Origin of the sequence: Natranaeroarchaeum aerophilus (genome assembly GCF_023638055.1) — an archaeon.
GTDB classification, from domain to species: domain Archaea; phylum Halobacteriota; class Halobacteria; order Halobacteriales; family Natronoarchaeaceae; genus Natranaeroarchaeum; species Natranaeroarchaeum aerophilum.
The window spans coordinates 246,393-263,542 of record NZ_JAKRVY010000002.1; the positions used below are offsets into that span (position 1 = coordinate 246,393).

The window sequence follows — 17,150 nt, forward strand, 5'->3', positions numbered from 1 at the left end:
TCACCCTCTCACCTTTCTGAGCACGGTCGGAACCAGCCCGATCCCGAACAGCACGCCGATCGAGACGCCTGTGCCCGCATACAGGAACAGATGCGAACTTGACCCCTCCTCGACCGTCACCGTCGTCGAGTCGTGGATCGTGATGCCATCCGCGCTGGTTGCCCTGATCTCGACCTCGTGGGTGCCGTCCGGAAGCCGGAGGTCGGTCGCCGTTTCCGTCGTGATCGCCACCGGAACGCCATCGACCGTCAATGTCGAGACGTACTCCCGATCGGCGTCGAACGTCCACTCGATCCGTTGTCCCTCGTCAGTCTCGCTCGTCGAGAGCGTCACGCCATCGTCGGGGTTGACGGTCCGAAGGCTACCGTCCCCGCGCAGGAGACCGACCTCCTCGTCGAGCGTGACGAACTCGGCGACGGTGCCGTCTCCGCTCAGCAGAACCTCTCCTTCGGTCGGATCGACGATGTAGAACCGGACACTCGAAGCAGTGCCATCCGTGCTCGCTACGATCCCGAGTTCGGGCGTTCCGTCGCCGGTCTGATCAGGGATCGACTGGGCAGTGATCCCGGTTTCTGACTCCGCGGTCGTGCCTTCCACCCACGGTTCGAGGTCGATGGTTTCCGTGACAGTGCCCGTGGCGTCGTGCAGGTTTACTCTTACACCCTGTCCACCGTGTCGTGGGGTCTCGACTACCGCAACCGAGTCGACTCCCTCACCCGTGACCGTGGCGGGTGTCGGTACCGTTACCGACTCGAGGTCCCGGACGACGGAACTGGGCTGTAGCTGCTGGCTCCAGCGCTCGTCGACGCCCTCGTACACCGAGAGCCGGCCCTCGCCGCCCTCGTCCTCGAAGGCGATCAGGACGTCATCACTCACCGACACGGAGAGCCGATCGGATCGCTGGAACGTGGCGGGAACGGAAAGATCACCAGGCGCGATGATCGTTGCCTCCGTATCGTCGTCACGGATGTCGACGAGCAGTTCGTCGTAGCCGTCACCGGTGAGATCTCCTAGTATCCGCAGATCGGTCTGCCCGGAGCGGTCACCCTCGATCGATCCCTGCCGGACCGTGTCGAACTCCAGTTCGTCGCCAGTCCACTCCGGCTCCAGCACTGCGAGATTAGCGTCGGAGCGCGAGATCGCGAGGACGTGGGACGGCTCGTCACCGCCGACTGCACGGTACCGAATGTCGTTCCCGTCGACGGGCTGGAACTCCTCAGGAGCGTCCGGACCACGTGCCTGATACGTGCGCTCGAAGACGGTCTCACCCGTTTCTGTATCGACCACGTACACGAACTGACGGTCACCGAGCAGCACGTTCACGTTGCCGTTCCCGGTGACATCGCCGAGCACGTCCATCGAGACTGCCTGTAACTGATGGCCGTCTTGGTTGACGAGGTCGATGCTGAGACGTTCGGTTCCATCACTGCCGTCGAGTCGCAAGAGCTCCCCGGGTGGGAGCTCACTGGGATCTCCATCCGTATAGTCCGGCTGCCGGACCGTAATCAGATCGGCACCACCACTCCCGTCGTCGACGACGCGGACGAACTCGTGACCGCCCTGTTCCAGGAACTCGCCGGTATCGAGTATTTCCGACCAGACCACGCTCCCATCAGTGCCGGACCTGAGCACGAGGCTTCGCGACTGGACGCCACCCTGTCGCTGGTTCTGTGAGACGAGCAAGTAGTCGTCGATGCCGTCGCCGGTGAAGTCGGCGACGACCGGGTCAATAGAACGGATCGAGGGGACGCCCCACTGTCGTTCGGCGTCACCATCGATCGCAATTAGATCGCCGCTGGCAGCGGTAATCGCGATGTCGTCCCCGGCGGCACCCACGTAGCCGGTCCCGCTACTCGGTCCGCCCCGCGGGTCCGCCCCCGGGACGGTGTCGACCGCAAATGTCGTGGTAACGCTGCCATCGTCAAGTCCCAGCACGTCGACCTGCTGGCCGTCCTCGTCTGGCGGTTCGGGCACCAGTAGCCCTCCGGCTGCCTCGCTATACGCGACGTTCCCAACCCCCTCAAAGTCTATTTCGGTATCCGACCAAACGATATCGCCCGACCCGACATCGAGTCGATGCAGTGCAGTCGTCTCGGGTCGGTAGTTGCGGTTATCCGGCTGTGCCTCGATTTGGACGACAGCGATCAGGGCGTCCTCGGCGACGATCAGCTCGACGTTCTCGAAGTTCGCGTCGCCGGGCAGCGTCGGATAGCCGGCTCGTTCATCCCCGCGGTAGTAGGTCTCGAGGCTGTCGTCGTCCAGTTCGAGCACCTGTTCGCTCCAGATTGCCGTTCCATCCGAGCGATCCGCGAGGACGACCTGGCCGTCCTCGGTCGAGAGGGCGAGCCGTTCCGCTCCGTCGACCGTTGTCGGCTCGACGCTCCAGACCGAATGCGGGATCTCACCCATCTGGTCGTGTGTGAACGTCCCCGCGACCTGCTCGTCGTACAGCTCCGTTCCATCCGGATCGAGACCGAGAAGGGTGCCGCCCTGCGTTCCGGCGTAGAGGCGGTCCCCATCGTACGCCAGCTCCCAGACGTTGTGCGAGCGGTCATGTTGCCAAAGCTGCTCGCCGTCCTCGCCGCCCAGAGCGATGATCGACTTGCCAGCCGCGACGGCGACGTCGTCAGTGCCGTCACCGGTGCGATCGCCGATCGGCGCGGCGTCGAACGCAGGCACCTGTCGGTCGACGAAGCCGAAGTCGTTGCTATAGACGGTTCGTTCGTGTGACTCGGACCAGATGATCTCGCCGTTCCAAAGATCGACCAGCAGAACGTTCGCAAACTGGTCGTCGTCAGTGAGCACGACAACACGGTCATCACCGACGTTGGAGACGTCCTTCACCGGTCGCGTATCGATGTACTGGTCGATCTCACCGTTGTCGATCACGTAGAGCCCCCGGTCGGTTCCCACCACGACGTTGTCGCCGACGTGGGTAGGCGGCATCGTCACGTCACCCTCGATGGTGGCCGGGATCATCAGTTCCCCGTCCACGGAATGGGCCGGCTGGTCGATCTGCGCGTCCCATTCTACTGTCGTGTCGGGACCGATCGGTCCGTCTTCACCGTCCGCAGCCAGGACACCGCCAACTGCTGCGCCGAGAAGTATCGCGGCGACCACGAAGGCGATCCCGATTATCGCCTGGCGTTTCGACACGAGTACCACCCCTTCCGGTTCCTAAACATACTAAATCTAAGATAAAGAGTAATGTTTATATTTTTCGGTATATTCAAGTGTGGTTACCAGTTAATTATCGTCGGGACCAATGATAGCTACCCGATAGTCGCTACGAGATTGGGATCGAAAACGACGGACTTAGGTCGTAACCTATTGGGCCGTCCGGGTTGCATACACGAGTATGACCACGTACGACGCGGACGGGATCACCCTGCACAAGGTTCGGGACTACGTCTGGGAGATTCCACAGGAGGACGATATGCGCACCCCGGCGCGCGTGCTCGCCAGCGAGCAGTTGCTCGACGAGATCTCCGAGGACAAGACGCTCCAGCAGCTAAAAAACGCCACACATCTCCCCGGAATTACCAGACATGCCATCTGTATGCCCGACGGGCACCAGGGTTACGGCTTCCCCGTAGGTGGCGTGGGCGCACTCGACGCCGAGAACGGCTGTATTTCGCCGGGAGCGGTTGGCTATGACGTGAATTGCGGAGTTCGAATGATGACGACCAGCCTCACGTACGACGACGTGAAGGGTCACGAAGAGGAGCTCGTCGACTCGCTATTTACCAACGTACCATCAGGTCTTGGCGGCGGCGGCATCGTCGAGAGCGGCATCGATACCATCGAGGCCATCCTCGACAAGGGCGTCGAGTGGGCCGTCGAGGAGGGTTACGGTGTCGAGGCCGACCTGCTAGCCTGCGAGGACGAAGGTCGGCGTCCCGATGCCGACCCCTCGGCGATCTCCCAGAAGGCGAAGGATCGGGGGAAAAACCAGATCGGCAGCCTCGGCAGCGGGAATCACTTCCTCGAAGTCCAGCGCGTTACGGACGTCTTCCGCGAGGGCGTCGCCGAGGAGTTCGACCTTCGCGAGGACCAGATCGTCGTCCTCATTCACTGCGGGAGCCGTGGGCTCGGTCACCAGACCTGCAACGACTACCTCCGTAAGATCGAAAAAACCCACAGCGGGCTCCTGGACCAGTTGCCGGACAAGGAGCTGGCGGCCGCGCCCGCCGGCTCACAGCTCGCCGAGGAGTACTACGGCGCGATGTGTGCCGCGATCAACTTCGCGTGGGTGAACCGCCAGCTGATCATGCATCGCACGCGGCGGGTGTTCGAGCGCGTCTTCGACCGGCCGTGGGAGCAAATGGAGATGGAGTTGCTCTACGACGTGGCCCACAACATCGCCAAGAAGGAGACCCACACCGTCGACGGCGAGGACCGGGAGCTGTACGTCCACCGGAAGGGCGCTACCAGAGCCTTTCCCGCTGGCCATCCCGAGGTTCCGGCGGCCTATCGTGATGTCGGGCAGCCGGTCATCATCCCCGGCAGCATGGGCGCGGGCAGCTACGTCCTGCGCGGCGGCGAGCACTCGATGGCAGAGACTTTCGGCTCGACAGCACACGGCGCGGGGCGTCTCATGTCCCGGACGCAGGCCAAAAACGAGTTCTGGGGCGGCGACGTTCAGGACGATCTGCGCGAGACTCAGCAGGTGTATGTGAAAGCACAGAGCGGGGCAACAGTGGCAGAGGAGGCACCCGGCGTCTACAAGGATGTCGACGAAGTCGTCCGGGTCTCGGACGCGCTCGGGATCGGCGACAAAGTCGCCCGGACGTTCCCCGTGTGCAATATCAAAGGATAGCGATCCCCTCGCCTACGCCCGCGTCCGGAGGTAGTGAAACACATACGTCTGGACGTAGCCCGCGTAGTTGTCGCCGTCGCCGACGCCGAACCGACGCCGAATCGCCCGCGAGGTGTCGGCGTAGTTGCCGCGGTCACAGTCGGGAAAGTACTCCTCAATTGCGGTTTTGATCCACGTATCCAGCGGTACCGCCTCAAGATAGTCAAGCGAGAACAACAGGACACAGTCAGCGACTTTGTCACCGACGCCGACGAACCGGGTGAGACTCTCACGGGCGTCCTCGTAGGGGAGGCCGATGGCTTCGGTCGGCTCGGCCTCGCCGTCGGCGACCATCTCCGCCGTCCGCACCACGTACGGCGCACGATAGCCCAGTCCGAGCTCTCGGAGCTCGGACTCGGTTGCGACCGCGAGTTCCTCGGGTGTCGGGAAGGCATGATACGTCCGGCCGTCAAACGCGATCTCTCGACCGTATTCGCGGGCCAGCGTCGTCGTCATCGAGTGGATGCGCTCGACGCGCATCTGCTGGGAGAGAATGAACGAGATCAGCGTCGGAAACGGCGGGTCGTCGACGAGTCGCAGCCCCTTTGCGTACTCGTAGGCCTCGCCGAGCATCGGCTCGTCGGGCGCGGCCGCGAAGATCCCTTGCAAGTCGTCGTCGAGTCGCAACAGCTCCGTGACCAGCCCCTCGGCGTCCGTGCTGGCGTGCCACTCGATCGCAGCATCGGTCTGTCTGACCCGGATCACATCGCCGTCGACGAAGGTGTAGTACCAGGGAGAGCCCTCGCTATCGTTCTCGTACATCCGTCCGTCCTCGCGCCGCCAGAGATACGACTGGCCGCTTTCGAGCGTGACGTGAAGATCCATTCCGCCAGACAACGAGGCCGTCGGTATCGCACCCGTGGGCATTACCGGAAGGGTAGGACGAGGGGGGCTTGTGGGTTTCGAGTCGACCGCTGTAGTGTTATATTGTATAGAACGTCACAATGTTACAGCACGATATCGCAGCACTGTCGGTAGCCCGCCCCCGAGCACAGCGCCCGCCTCCCGCAGTCGGTGGATTCAAGCGCCCGCTGGCTGAACTACCGACACGATGACGCTGCAGGTCACGAACTCCCTGACGGGCGAGACGGAGCCGTTCGAGCCACAGGATCCCGACTCGGTGCTCCTGTACTACTGTGGCCTGACGGTCTCTGACCTCCCACATCTCGGTCACGCCCGTTCGTGGGTCCACGTCGACGTGATGCATCGCTGGCTGGAGCAGCTGGGCTACGACGTCCGCCACGTAGAGAACTTCACGGACGTTAACGAGAAGATCGTCGCCAGAACCGGCGAGGAGTTTGGCGACACCGAACCAGAGGTCGCTCGTCACTTCGTCGGCGAGACGATCGAGGACATGCGCTCACTCAACCTCAAGCGTGCCGACGTCTACCCCCGTGTCAGCGAGCACGTCCCCGAGATCATCGACCTCGTCGAGACCCTGCTTGAGCGTGGCTACGCCTACGAGGCAAACGGCTCCGTGTACTTCGACGTCTCGACGTTCGAGGAGTACGGCAAGCTCTCGAACCAGGACCTCGACGAGATCGAATCACAGGGCGACCCTGACGAACGCTCGGAGAAGCACAACGCCGCCGACTTCGCGCTCTGGAAGGCGGGCGAGGCCCACCCGGACGACGCCGCCCCTGGCGGGCAGACCTGGGACTCGCCGTGGGGCGAGGGACGCCCCGGCTGGCACATCGAATGTTCGGCGATGAGCACGACCCATCTGGACGACTCGATCGACATCCACGTCGGCGGCCAGGACCTGATCTTCCCCCATCACGAAAACGAGATCGCCCAGAGCGAGGCCGCGACCGGCGAACGCTTCGCCAGCTACTGGCTCCACGTCAACCTGCTCGAAACCGAGGGCGAGAAGATGTCCTCCAGCCTGGAGAACTTCTTTACCGTCCGCAACGCGGTACGCGAGTTCGGCCCGAACGCCATCCGGATGTTCCTGCTGTCGGCGGCCTTCGACAGCAAACAGACCTACAGCGAGGCGGCCCTCGATGAGGCTGTCGAGCGCTGGGAGCGCCTCGACCGTGGCTACCGGACCGCCGTCGAGGCCGCCGACAGCCCCGACGCCGGGACGAAAGTCGTCGACGAACAGCTCCGCGCCACCGTCGAAGATGCCCGGAAGGAGTTCGAGGCCGCGATGAACGATAACTTCAACACCCGGGAGGCGATTGCCGCGCTCTTGGAAATCGCCAGTGCGGTGAACAAACACACAGAGGGCAAACGGTACGACTATCAGGGCCTCACCGATGCCATCGACGCCTTCGAGACGCTCGGCGGCGAGGCACTGGGCTTCGCCTTCGACGGCGACACGGGCGGTGACGTCCGACTCGCCGAGGAACTGGTTGAACTCGTGCTGGACGTCCGCGAGGACGAACGCGCGGCAGGGAACTACGAGCGGGCTGACGCGCTTCGGGACGATTTAGAGGGACTCGGGATTACGGTCGAGGATTCCGACGATGGTGTGGAGTACCGGTTTTAGCTGATCACGATCTCGTCGACACCGACGTCGACGTTGCCTGTGCCATCACCGGCTCCGCCACTCACGTCACTCGTTTCCGTATTGACCGTCCGTTGTTCGCCATCGAGCGTTGGATCGCTGTGGAGCGGGTCCTCGTTTTCGACATACGACTCGCCGGGATCAACCTCGACGTACCCGATGACGTCGTTGAAGTTGGGGTCGCCAGTTTCGGACTGTGCAGTGTGCCGGTAATCCTGCGCGATGTCCCACGCTGCTTGGTTGGCGAGTGTCTGATCGTCCGAATTGAATGTATCCGAGTAGTCACCGTCGTAACCGTTCGGATGGTCATATTCGTCCGCTAGTTCGGTCTGGTCCATCGTTACTTCCATCATAAACGCGAAGTCTTGGGCGCCAAGCTGGAGCTCCCCGTTCTCCAGTTCTATGTCTTCGGTTCCGTCGTCGAATACCTCCTGTACACTGCGCTGCCGGTCGAATCCTTCCTCAATATCCGGCAGCTCATTACGCGTTTGGTCCCGTGTCATAATGAACCCGGCGTCAGGATCAACGTCACCGTCTGTAACATCTGCCGTTATCGGTTCTCCGAAATCAGTGCATTCGTAGTGGTCGTAACCACGGTTTTCGTACTGGTCGCTTCCTACGTACTGGTAATTGTCACATGTCCAGTACGTCGCTTCGATTGAAACTGATCCTTCTTCGATCGATTCCTCGAAGTTATATACGTTTTCCTGAGTGCCGAAAGTATTCAAGTTGAAATCCTCCATCTGCTCTCCGGGACCAGTATCATGTGGATCATCATACGCTATCTCTTCGACAGAGCCGTCTGGCATGAACCGATATCGGGTGTCACCAACGACAGCAGAGGCAGTTACAGCACCCCACTGCTTTTGCCAATTGCCCCACCAGTCCTGCCCTTCTGCCGAGATTTCCGTCCCAATTAAGTTCACGCCAACATCAGTGGGTTCATTAACGACGATTTCACCGGGCTCCGTACCTACACCGTCGCCTGCATTCAATTCGAAGGTCCCACTGGCAATACTTTCGTCGGAATTATTATTTTGCGCAGAGGGGAAGTTCGTATCGGAGACATCGACTGTGTACTCGTACTCGCCGTACGGTAGCCGACTCTGGTTGATATCCATTTCGTAGGTTGACTCCTCCCAGGAGAGCTGTGAGACGTCATCGAGAGTTCGTTCTTCGGAGATTTCGACCTCGCCGTCTTCGCTCTCACCTTCGAGCAGAAACGTGATATCGTAGTCTCGACTGTCGCCTGCAATATTAGTGAAGTCGGCAGTCACGACGCCCGATTCTGCATCGTAGCTGTGATCTTCGATCCGAAGGAACTCCCACTCGTAGCTGAACAGGAAACTACCGGTCCCACTATCGTCTGCGGTCTCGATCTCGAACTCGTATTCGTCGTACTGATCGATATTCTGGTGTTTCTTATTGTTAATCCCATCGACGTCGCGTAGTTCCGTATCATTGCCTTGGGTTTTGAATGTGAAGTGGCTTGTCTCAGTATCTCCCGGCGACAGATCGTTTATTGATTCGCGGTCGGAAGCAGAATCAGCAATCGTCATATCGACATCGGTGTCTCCCTCTGTATTACCGACGTTCTTCACTTTCACTTCGACTTCGAGGCTATCGCCATATTCAACGTTTGGGGTTATCGTATCAATCGATTCGATATTAAACGTCGGCGACTGCTCAACCGCCAACTCTTCGATCGCAACTCGGAGTACGCCAGCCTCTCGATCGTGATAGTATTTTACATCCTCATGATCGAGATCACTATGTCGATCGAGTGCCTCTTCCCACGCCTGATAATACTCGGTTTCGATCTCAATGACGATATCGTCACCTGAATCGGTACCATCGTGCTCCAGAACGTCGCGTAGTTCTGACTCGTCGATGGAGCTTGCTCCAGGGCCTTCCGAGTGGGCGGTGAGGTCATTTCCGGAGATCTGCGAGGAGTCATCCACGTTTGTCAACGAGACATCGAGACCGAGTGTCTCGTCGTATGAGAACCGGAATTGGGGTGCGGACTGGACCGAGGTATGATCGTTCGAGACGCGCCACTGGCCCCCTCCTTCATAGACGAATCGCTCGTCGGTACCGTCAACGTGGTACTCGACAGCATTTATATTAATCTCGTACGGGGTCGTTGTTTCTTCCCAAGCAGTATTGTAGTTGTCCTCATTGAAATCAACGTCTGCCCGTTTGAATTCGATAGTTGTGGTTCCCGTTTTCAATTCAGCCGAGCCGTCCATATCGGGTAACCCTTGCGGATCGCCGGACTCAACAGCCTGATGCAGTTGTTGTGACGTGACATCAAAGCTCTGTTGCGTTTGTTCGATCTCCGTCTCAGTTTGAATCGTCTCCATCAGACTCATACCAGCGATCACAGTGAGCGTCGCTGCCATCGCGACGAGGCCGAACAACAATATTACGGCAACGACGGGAGTAATACCCCGGTCTTCCCGGTTTGTTAGAGACTCCCAATTCATGTTGATGATATGTTTACTCTTATATTACTAAAATATTTCGAAGTGTGAAAATTACGTCTGACGCGCTAAATATAGTGGCTGCATTAGTAACGTAATTCGGAACCGTCGGTCGAAAACATCATTCAACTGCCGTTTCGTTTACGCGCTCGCTGTCGACTTCCTGGACCCGAATCCCCTTCGAGCGGAGATGCTGCAACTGGCGTTGTGCGAAATCCTCTTCGGTCGTCCCACGGGTCGCAAGCACGTACACCCGCGACTTCCCAGCGGGGCGCATCGTACGCCCGGCGCGCTGGGAGCCCTGGCGGCGTGACCCCCCGAGTCCCGACGCAAGGATCGCCAGATCGGCGTCGGGAAGGTCGATTCCCTCGTCGCCCACGCGCGATACGATCAATATATCTCGTTCATCCTGTCGGAACTGGCTGAACAGTTTCTCCCGTCGGGCGTGGGGCATCTCGCCGCTGATGAACGGAACCGAGAGCGCTTCCGAAAGCGCGTCGCCTTGATCGATGTAGTCGGCAAAGACAAGCGTCTTCGCGTCGCCATGCTCGCCGAGGATCGATCGGATCTCGTCGATCTTCACGGGGTTGGCGGCCGCCAACTGACGTTTTTCGTGGCTCTCCGCGGTAGCATACTCCGACTGATAGACGTCCTCGTCCCAGGGTACGTACCGGATCTCGACTTCGGGTTCCTGCACATAGCCCGCGTCGAACAGTTCGTCCCAGTCGGTGCCGATCGGCGGCCCCACGAGGGTGTAGATATCCGCTTCGCGCTCGTCCTCGCGAATCGGCGTTGCCGAAAGCCCGAGTCGATGACGGCTCTGTAACTCCCCGGTTCGCCGGTAGATGTCAGAGGGGACGTGATGGACCTCGTCGTAGACGATCAGTCCCCATCGGCGACTGTCAAACAGCGAGCGGTGTCGGTCCATCCCCGCGGTACGGTAGGTCGCAATCGTGACCGGTCGCATCTCCTTTGCGCCGCCGTGATACTGGCCGATCTGCTCCGACGTGAGGTTGGTCCGGGCGAGTAGTTCGTCGCGCCACTGACTTGCCAGTTCGCGGGTTGGGACGAGGATCAGCGTTTCGCCGCCGACGGCTTCCATGATCCCCATCGCGGCGATGGTCTTGCCGCTTCCGGGCGGGCCGACGAGCACGCCCGACCCAGCGTCGACGAACCGATTCACCCAGTCTCGCTGGTAGCCTCGCAAGTCGAGATCGAGCGAGACGTCGAGCGGGTCACCCGTTTCCAGATCGCGGTCGTCCTGGACAGGATAGCCGGCGTCGTAGAGCGTTCTCTTGATCGAGGCTTCCGAGCCCTCCGCGACCCAGCTCTCGGTATCCGACATGGGTGCCCGGAGCTGAGTTTCGTCGAGTTCCTGTCTGGCGACGTTGCCCATCAACTCGGCGCTCACGGCTTCGAGGACGGTGTAGCCGTCTTCGTGCGTGCGGAGGCGGAACTGTCTGGCCCGTCGCCACTGGTCTTCGATCCATTCTTCCAGTTCTGGCTGGCGGTCCGGGAGTACCTGTCGGACAGTACGGAGCAGGCGATCGAAGCTCTCGTAGGGTGCTTGCCAGATATCCTCCTTGCGGATCTCGTAGCGGTAGGCCTCCGCGCCGGAGACGTCGACGAGATGGGCGAACTGTGAGAGCTGTGCGCGGGTGAACTGGGTCGGCTTGTCGACGACGATCTCGCGGCGTTTGGGAAACGGAATCACGCGTTCGCGGTCGGCAAGCTCGCCCCAGTCGGTCGGAAACCAGACGACCGGATCGGTCCCGACTTCGACGCGCTGGACGTCCGTCGCGGCCGTGAGGTTCTCCAGCGCGCCCATCGCTTCGGACTGGCTCCAGTCGTGCTCGCGGGCGACTTCGCTTGCGGTCACGACCGGCCGACCGAACGCTTCGAGGGCGTCGTGGAAGCTACGCATCGAGAGGGTTCTGGCGGGGTCGTCGACTGCGTCCGAATTCTCGGGCGGTTCGTCGGTCTCCTCTACTTCTTCGTCAGCAGGCGGGGACTCGTCGTCTGTCACTGGCGTGTTCTAGCGGGTGCGGCGGTCAAACGCGTTTCGTCGTCTATCGATCACTCTCGATTCTGCCTGACAGCCAGCGCCGCCTGCCCTTCCCCGTCGGCGCGCATACAGCGCGCCTCGGCCACCGCCGCTGGACGTTGGGGCGTGTGGGAGTGGTAACGTCGCAGTAGAGCTATCGCTCGCTGGTGGGTTTGGAGGTATTCATGCCGGACTCGTACTGATCGCTCTTCGATGCTTGCTCCGTGAGAAGTTGTGCGTGGGTGCAGTCCCAAGAGGAATGCACCGTGCATCGACTTCGGCGGAGTTACCGCCAGTGCGATGCGTGGGACCGGATTTGAACCGGCGGACCTCTACAGGACAGCGCCCTCAACGCTGCGCCGTTGGCCTAGCTTGGCTACCCACGCTCGCTGTCTTGCTGCACTCCGTTCTATTCCACGGGTGGATAAAAGGGCTTTCGTTTGTCGGCGGGAGGACAGTCGTTACCACGCGGAGTCGTACCGCGGTTTTTGTCGGTCAGTCACGGCGAGGCGAAGATCAAACGTTTTGTGACTCGACTTGTTGGGTGGGGGTAATGGATCGTCGTCTGCTGGTGGGATTTACCGGAGCGACCGTCGCGCTCCTGTTGCTCGTCTATGCGGTCGGCTGGGACGAGGTGTTCGCTGCTGCAGGCGACGCCTCGTTACCGATCTACGCGCTCGCGTTCGTCGCCGCAGGGGTCTGTCAGGTGTTCCGGAGTCTGGTCTGGTCCCGACTGCTGGGTGTCGTTGGCGAGGAAGTCTCGCATCTGCTCGTCCTTCGGATCTTCCTGACGGGAATGTTTCTCAAGTACGTCACGCCGTACGGTCAGGTCGCTGCAGGACCGGGGATCGCGTACGTGCTCGCCCAGTACACCGAAGCAGAGTACGAGTCCGATCTCGCGACGGTCGTGAGCGCGGACTTCCTGAACTACGTACCCTATTACAGCTTCGGTGGCGTTGGCTTCCTGTACTTCGTCGTCCAGCAACCACAGTTGCCGGACCTGGGACTCTTTTACGTCGCTATCCCGCTTCTCGTCGCGGTAATCGGTATCCTGCTGGTCCTTTTCTGGTCCCGACGCGGGGTCGTCCAGCGCGGGCTGGTGGGGGTTGCAGCGGGTACTCGCCGGCTCGTCGCCCAGGTGTCGACAGGCCTCGCCGACCGGATCAGCGAGCAAGCGGTGCGCGACCGGCTGGCCGGATTCTACGAAACGCTCGACCTGGTCTCGAAAGACCGCCGGAGCGTGGCGATTGCAGTCGTCTACGCCCACGTCGGCTGGTTTTTCCTCATGCTTCCCGTCTACATCGTCGCGCTCGCGCTCGGGACCCACATCCCGCTCGGGGTTGCGTTCCTGGTCGTCGCGCTGAGCAAGCTCGGGTTTCTGGTTCCCCTCCCTGGGGGGCTGGGTGGGGTCGAACTCGTGCTCGCCGCGATGATCTCGCTGTTCGTCGGCCTCTCGCCCGCGACCGCCACTGCGATTGCGATTCTCTACCGGCTGACTGCCTACTGGCAGACCATCGCGCTTGGTGGGCTCTGTTCGGCGTCGCTATCGGTGTCCAGTCAGACGGCGTGAACTGCCGGCTGCTTCTCGTGGGTGCCTGCAAGCGGTGTGGTCACCAGCGCCACGTTTCGACACTACTAACTCGGGTTCTGCGAAAGTAAATGACGAGTTAGAATGAAGCTACACGAATATCAGGCGAAACAGGTGTTCGCCGACGCCGGGATTCCGACGCCGCCGTCGACGCTCGCGAAGACCGTCGACGAGGCGGTCGAGGCGGCAGACGAGATTGGCTATCCGGTCGCCATCAAGGCACAGGTACAGGTCGGTGGACGCGGAAAGGCCGGTGGGATCAAACTCGTCGACGACACAGCGGAGGCCCGCGAAGCCGCCGACTCGATCCTTGGGATGGATCTGAAGGGGCTGCACGTCGACAGCGTGCTCGTCGAAGGTGCGGTCGATTTCGTCAACGAACTCTATCTGGGCATCACGATGGACCGTAGCGAAGGCAAGCCCGTCGCGATGGTTTCGACCAAAGGCGGCGTCGATATCGAGCAGGTTGCCGAGGAGGATCCCGATGCGATCGTTCGCGAGCACGTCGATCCGGCCTTCGGGATGTTCCCGTATCAGGCCCGCCGCGCAGTCTTCGAGGCAGGGGTCGACCGCGAGGTCGCAACTGACGTCGCCTCGGTCCTGCGGACACTCTATCAGCTCTGGGCCGACAGCGACGCCACGGAAGCCGAAATCAACCCGCTAATGGTTACAGCGGACGACGAAGTGATCGCTGCGGACGCCGTCATGAACATCGACGAGGACGCGCTGTTCCGCCAGCCCAAACTCGCCGAGATGGAAGACGACTCCGCCGGCGGCGACGAACTCGAAGCCAAGGCCGACGAGTACGGCTTCGATTACGTCCGCCTCTCGGGCAACGTCGGCATCATCGGCAACGGTGCAGGACTGGTGATGACGACTCTCGACCTCGTGGACCACTACGGCGGCGAACCCGCCAACTTCCTCGACGTCGGCGGTGGCGCGAAGGCCGAGCGAATCGCCAACGCGCTGGATATGGTCTTTTCCGACGAGAACGTCGACTCGGTCGTGTTCAACATCTTCGGCGGGATCACCCGCGGCGACGAGGTCGCGAAAGGGATCAACAGCGCGCTCGAACAGTTCGACGAGATTCCCAAACCGGTCGTCGTGCGACTCGCCGGGACCAACTGGGAGGAGGGCATGGAGATCCTCAATGAGGACCTCGTAACCGTCGAGAAGACGCTGGAGGATGCGGTGCAACGCTCGGTCGAGTACGCAACGGAGGTGCAAGAATAATGTCCGTTCTAGTCGATGATGATACGCGCGTCGTAGTGCAGGGGATCACCGGTGGGGAAGGCAAGTTCCACGCCGGACAGATGATCGAGTACGGGACCAACGTCGTCGCCGGTGCGGTGCCGGGCCGCGGTGGGCAGGAGGTCCACGGCGTGCCGGTGTACGATACCGTCGACGAAGCAGCACGAAAAGAAGATGCCGACGCATCGGTAATCTTCGTCCCACCCGCTTTTGCTGGCGATGCCATCTTCGAGGCACTGGACTCGCCACTCGACCTTGCGGTCGCCATCACTGAAGGCGTTCCAACCCAGGATATGGCGAAGGTGAACAAACGCCTCTCCGAAACCGATACGAAACTGATCGGACCGAACTGTCCCGGCCTCATTACACCCGGCGAGGCGAAACTCGGTATCCTGCCCGGGAACATCTTCTCCTCGGGTAACGTCGGTCTCGTCTCCCGTTCCGGTACCCTCACGTACCAGGTTGTCGACAACCTCACCGATCGCGGCCTCGGCCAGTCGACCGCCATCGGCATTGGCGGGGACCCGATCATCGGGACGACCTTCATCGACGCCCTCGAGGAGTTTGAGGCCGACCCCGATACTGACGTCGTCGTGATGTGCGGCGAAATCGGTGGCGAGGACGAAGAGCAGGCGGCAGCCTACATCGCCGAGAATATGGACACGCCGGTCGCCGGTTTCATCGCGGGCCGCACCGCACCGCCGGGCAAACGGATGGGCCACGCCGGTGCGATCGTCTCCGGTTCCGGTACTGGGACCGCGGAGTCCAAAATCAACGCGCTCAACGACGCCGGCGTCCCGGTCGGCGACACGCCCGAAGAGGTCGCCGACGCCGTCGAAGACCTGCTGTAACAGCGGCCGTTCTTCTATTCTTCTGCGAAGTCGTCGATCCAGCTGAGCCCCGCCATTGCCTCCGGAAAGCCAAGTGTCGGGATCGCGAGGATCCCAACGTGTCGAAGTGCGTCAGCATCGATCCCCTCGTCGAGCCCGCGCCGAGTGTGGGAGTGGACCGCACCCTCCGATTGCGCGCCGACTGCCAGCGCGAGCTTTACGAGTCGTTTCGTCTCGTTGTCGATGGGGCCGGCCTCCGAACAGGCTTTGCCAAGGTCCGAGTACGCCTCCCAGACGTCGGGCTGTTCGCTTGCGAGTCGACCCGGCACTGACGGCAGTTCGTCCGTATCGTCGATTTCGTCAGCCATACACGTACCATCGCGGCGCGCTATCAAGATAGCTTGGGTTCGTTCATCGAGTGACCAGCGAATTTGCGAAAAAATCGGCGCTCTTCGGAGGATTGATGTTCTGCTGAGCGATAGCTCTCGGCCATGGAAACTGTCGAGTACGAGCCTATCGGAACGATCTATACCCCCTTCGAAGACCCCGACGGAATGCCGATTCAGCCGTCGGGGGACGAAGCAGCGCGGGGGACAGTAGTCCTCGACCCCCAGTACGCCGACGGTCTAACTGATCTCGACGGGTTCTCACACTGTATCCTCCTGTATCACTTTCACGCCGGCGAGGACGGTGCCTCGATGAGTGTAGAGCCGTTCCTCGACGAAACGGAACGCGGACTCTTTGCAACTCGCGCTCCGCGTCGCCCTAACCGGATCGGGCTGTCAGTTGTTTCCGTGGAATCTATCGACGACAACGAGCTCACTGTCGGGGATGTCGACGTAGTGGACGGAACGCCGTTGCTCGATATCAAACCGCTCGTTTCGGGGTTCGATATTCCCTCGTCCACCGACGACGGGTGGGTTGCGGAGAGTCACGAGGACGTCGAGGCGAAAACAGCAGATGACCGGTTTCTGTGATCCGCTTGGGTCAAGATCGCCAGTCCAGTTTTCGCTCGAAATACGCTATTCCGACTCATCTCTCGAGGACAGTGGCTCGGCCGGAACCCCGGCAACTGTCTCACCCGGGGGGACGTCCTCAGTGACTAACGAGTTCGCCGCAACCTGTGCACCGTTACCGATCTTGACGCCCGGAAGGACGACTGCGCCCGCACCGATCATCGCTCGCTCGCCAACGACCACCTCACCAAGTCGGTACTCGTCTTGCAGGAACTCGTGACAGAGCAATGTGGCGTCGTAACCGATGATCGCGTGATCTTCGACGGCGATCAGCTCCGGCCAGAAGACGTCCGGCGTCGATTCGAGTCCCCATGAGACGCCCTCGCCGACGCTCACGCCGAGGCGGCGGAGGAGCCAGCTCTTGAGTGTGAGGCTGGGTGATATCCGGCAGAGGACTATAACGACGTAGTTCAGCATGATCCGTAGCGGGTGTTTTGCGTCAGGCCAATGCCGGAGCGAGTTCAGCGGGCCGGGCGTCCCGTGATAGGAGAGTCGGTCGTGGCGTGATCCTCTATCTGTCACAGTGCTGGGGTTCTTTCCGGGCGAATATAAACCGGTCGCCCGACCGGCT

At 61.1% G+C, this 17,150-nt stretch carries 12 protein-coding genes and 1 tRNA gene; 6 read left to right on the forward strand and 7 right to left on the reverse strand.

From position 1 onward, the window contains the following. Entirely contained in the window at positions 1-3,156 is a 3,156-nt protein-coding gene (locus AArcSt11_RS05640; RefSeq protein ID WP_250595346.1) for an outer membrane protein assembly factor BamB family protein, read from the reverse strand. A gap of 202 nt (positions 3,157-3,358) precedes the next feature. Between AArcSt11_RS05640 and AArcSt11_RS05645 the strand changes: the two genes are divergently transcribed. Continuing rightward, positions 3,359-4,819: an RtcB family protein gene (locus tag AArcSt11_RS05645; RefSeq protein WP_250595348.1), complete on the forward strand. Its 1,461-nt coding sequence runs from the start codon at positions 3,359-3,361 to the stop codon at positions 4,817-4,819. A 12-nt stretch (positions 4,820-4,831) separates the two neighbouring features. Here the strand turns inward: AArcSt11_RS05645 and AArcSt11_RS05650 are convergent, their stop codons facing one another. After that, entirely contained in the window at positions 4,832-5,725 is an 894-nt protein-coding gene (locus AArcSt11_RS05650; RefSeq protein WP_250595350.1) for a DNA-3-methyladenine glycosylase family protein, read from the reverse strand. A gap of 184 nt (positions 5,726-5,909) precedes the next feature. On the opposite strand from AArcSt11_RS05650, the gene cysS reads away from it, so the two are divergent. Further along, complete coding sequence (cysS, locus tag AArcSt11_RS05655) at positions 5,910-7,349, forward strand: cysteine--tRNA ligase (RefSeq protein WP_250595352.1); 1,440 nt, start codon at positions 5,910-5,912, stop codon at positions 7,347-7,349. On the opposite strand, the gene AArcSt11_RS05660 is transcribed toward cysS, so the two are convergent. From AArcSt11_RS05660 to AArcSt11_RS05670, 3 genes are all read right to left on the reverse strand, one after another. Beyond that, positions 7,346-9,853: a COG1470 family protein gene (locus tag AArcSt11_RS05660; RefSeq protein ID WP_250595354.1), complete on the reverse strand. Its 2,508-nt coding sequence runs from the start codon at positions 9,851-9,853 to the stop codon at positions 7,346-7,348. The two genes, cysS and AArcSt11_RS05660, sit on opposite strands and share 4 nt — an antisense overlap. 118 nt (positions 9,854-9,971) lie before the next feature. Further along, complete coding sequence (locus AArcSt11_RS05665) at positions 9,972-11,876, reverse strand: DEAD/DEAH box helicase (protein WP_434803494.1); 1,905 nt, start codon at positions 11,874-11,876, stop codon at positions 9,972-9,974. Positions 11,877-12,195: 319 nt separating this feature from the next. Further along, positions 12,196-12,280, reverse strand: a tRNA-Leu gene (locus AArcSt11_RS05670). A 167-nt stretch (positions 12,281-12,447) separates the two neighbouring features. On the opposite strand from AArcSt11_RS05670, the gene AArcSt11_RS05675 reads away from it, so the two are divergent. From AArcSt11_RS05675 to sucD, 3 genes are all read left to right on the forward strand, one after another. Next, a complete protein-coding gene (locus AArcSt11_RS05675) occupies positions 12,448-13,464 on the forward strand; it encodes a flippase-like domain-containing protein (protein ID WP_250595356.1) in 1,017 nt (338 codons plus the stop codon). 102 nt (positions 13,465-13,566) lie between these two features. Next, entirely contained in the window at positions 13,567-14,715 is a 1,149-nt protein-coding gene (gene sucC, locus AArcSt11_RS05680) for an ADP-forming succinate--CoA ligase subunit beta (RefSeq protein WP_250595358.1), read from the forward strand. Then, on the forward strand, positions 14,715-15,584 hold the full coding sequence (sucD, locus tag AArcSt11_RS05685) for a succinate--CoA ligase subunit alpha (protein ID WP_250595360.1): 870 nt from the start codon (positions 14,715-14,717) through the stop codon (positions 15,582-15,584). The genes sucC and sucD overlap by 1 nt, the downstream gene beginning before the upstream one ends. Positions 15,585-15,598: 14 nt before the next feature. Here the strand turns inward: sucD and AArcSt11_RS05690 are convergent, their stop codons facing one another. Continuing rightward, positions 15,599-15,931 (reverse strand): carboxymuconolactone decarboxylase family protein, encoded by a 333-nt coding sequence (locus AArcSt11_RS05690; RefSeq protein ID WP_250595361.1) that lies wholly within the window; start codon positions 15,929-15,931, stop codon positions 15,599-15,601. A gap of 123 nt (positions 15,932-16,054) precedes the next feature. On the opposite strand from AArcSt11_RS05690, the gene tsaA reads away from it, so the two are divergent. Next, entirely contained in the window at positions 16,055-16,540 is a 486-nt protein-coding gene (gene tsaA, locus AArcSt11_RS05695; protein WP_250595362.1) for a tRNA (N6-threonylcarbamoyladenosine(37)-N6)-methyltransferase TrmO, read from the forward strand. Between the two features lie 45 nt (positions 16,541-16,585). On the opposite strand, the gene AArcSt11_RS05700 is transcribed toward tsaA, so the two are convergent. Beyond that, on the reverse strand, positions 16,586-17,101 hold the full coding sequence (locus tag AArcSt11_RS05700; protein ID WP_250595363.1) for an acyltransferase: 516 nt from the start codon (positions 17,099-17,101) through the stop codon (positions 16,586-16,588). Positions 17,102-17,150: the final 49 nt, after the last annotated feature.